Raw genomic sequence first — 1,998 nt, 5'->3', positions numbered from 1 at the left:
TAGGCGGGCTTAGCTTCCGGGTTCGGAATGGGACCGGGCGTTTCCCCACCACTATAACCACCGACACGACCAAAACCGGCGGGCCAAAATAACAGTGACCCGTGTGGCGTGTCAGATACCGGAGAGTGGGACGCGAACAACAACGAATCCTTCAGTTGTTGTGTTTGTGTTTGTTCGGCGGATTAGTACCGGTCACCTTACACACCTCACGATGCTTCCAGATCCGGCCTATCAACCCCGTCATCTACAGGGAACCTCAAACGAAACCTCATCTTGGAACAGGCTTCCCGCTTAGATGCTTTCAGCGGTTATCCTTCCCGTACGTAGCCAACCAGCCATGCCCCGGGCGGGACAACTGGCACACCAGAGGTACGTCCGTCCCGGTCCTCTCGTACTAGGGACAGCCTTCCATCAAGTTTCCACGCGCGCGGCGGATAGAGACCGAACTGTCTCACGACGTTCTAAACCCAGCTCGCGTGCCGCTTTAATGGGCGAACAGCCCAACCCTTGGGACCTGCTCCAGCCCCAGGATGCGACGAGCCGACATCGAGGTGCCAAACCATCCCGTCGATATGGACTCTTGGGGAAGATCAGCCTGTTATCCCCGGGGTACCTTTTATCCGTTGAGCGACACCACATCCACAAGTAGGTGCCGGATCACTAGTCCCGACTTTCGTCCCTGCTCGAGAAGTCCCTCTCGCAGTCAAGCTCCCTTGTGCACTTACACTCTAAAACCTGGTTACCGACCAGGCTGAGGGAACCTTTGGGCGCCTCCGTTACCATTTAGGAGGCAACCGCCCCAGTTAAACTACCCACCAGGCACTGTCCCCGACCCAGATCATGGGCCAAGGTTCAAGGTGGCCAACCCGGTCAGAGTGGTATTTCACATCACGACTCCCCGACACCTGGCGATGCCGGATCCAAATCTCCCACCTATTCTACACAAACCGGACCGGACACCAATGCCAAGCTATAGTGAAGGTCCCGGGGTCTTTTCGTCCTGCCGCGCGTAACGAGCATCTTTACTCGTAGTGCAATTTCACCGGGCCTGTAGTTGAGACAGCAGGGAAGTCGTTACGCCATTCGTGCAGGTCGGAACTTACCCGACAAGGAATTTCGCTACCTTAGGATGGTTATAGTTACCACCGCCGTTTACTGGGGCTTAAATTCTCCGCTTCGACCACCGAAGTGGCCTAACAGGTCCTCTTAACCTTCCAGCACCGGGCAGGCGTCAGTCCGTATACATCAACGCAAAAGTCTTCGCACGGACCTGTGTTTTTAGTAAACAGTCGCTTCCCTCTTGTCACTGCGGCCACACCAAAAGTGTGGCCCCCCTTCTCCCGAAGTTACGGGGGCAATTTGCCGAATTCCTTAACTACAGTTCACCCGAACGCCTTAGTATCCTCTACCTGACCACCAGTGTCGGTTTAGGGTACGGGCCGAATGTGCACTCGCTAGAGGCTTTTCTCGGCAGCATGAGCACACCACCATCAACACAAAAAGTGTCTACGCTTCACGGCCCAAGGTCACCCTCCGGCGGGATTTACCTCACCGAAGCCTCTCACCGCTTACACCGCGCAATCCAACAACACGGCGTGGCTGCCCTCCTGCGTCACCCCATCACTTGGCTACTACGGATCAGGCCCCACGCGACCGATACCACGCCACAACACCCGAAGGCGAAGTGGACAAAAAGGCACCGACCGGATGGTTAGTATCCCCGGCTCACCACTGGGCGCGCACACTCGGGTACGGGAATATCAACCCGTTTACCATCGACTACGCCTGTCGGCCTCGCCTTAGGTCCCGACTCACCCTGGGAAGACGAACTTGACCCAGGAACCCTTGGTCATCCGGCGGGCAGGATTCTCACCTGCCAGATTCGTTACTCATGCCTGCATTCTCACTCGCACACACTCCACACCAGGGTCACCCCGACGCTTCACCACGTGCACGACGCTCCCCTACCCAAACAAACAAACGCTTGCTTGCCGCGGT

Annotated in this window: 2 rRNA genes (1 of these 2 running past the window's edge); both read right to left on the bottom strand. The window is 56.8% G+C overall.

The annotated features are described in order from the left end of the window. Positions 1–65: ribosomal RNA gene (rrf, locus tag QQA02_RS11550) — 5S ribosomal RNA — on the bottom strand; the annotation flags it as partial. 97 nt (positions 66–162) lie between these two features. Further along, positions 163–1,998 (bottom strand): 23S ribosomal RNA (locus QQA02_RS11545); it runs 801 nt beyond the window's last position.

The sequence above is a fragment of the Corynebacterium sp. MSK006 genome (genome assembly GCF_030232385.1).
In the GTDB taxonomy this organism is placed as follows: domain Bacteria; phylum Actinomycetota; class Actinomycetes; order Mycobacteriales; family Mycobacteriaceae; genus Corynebacterium; species Corynebacterium frankenforstense_A.
This window is presented reverse-complemented; position numbering and strand designations above follow the sequence as displayed.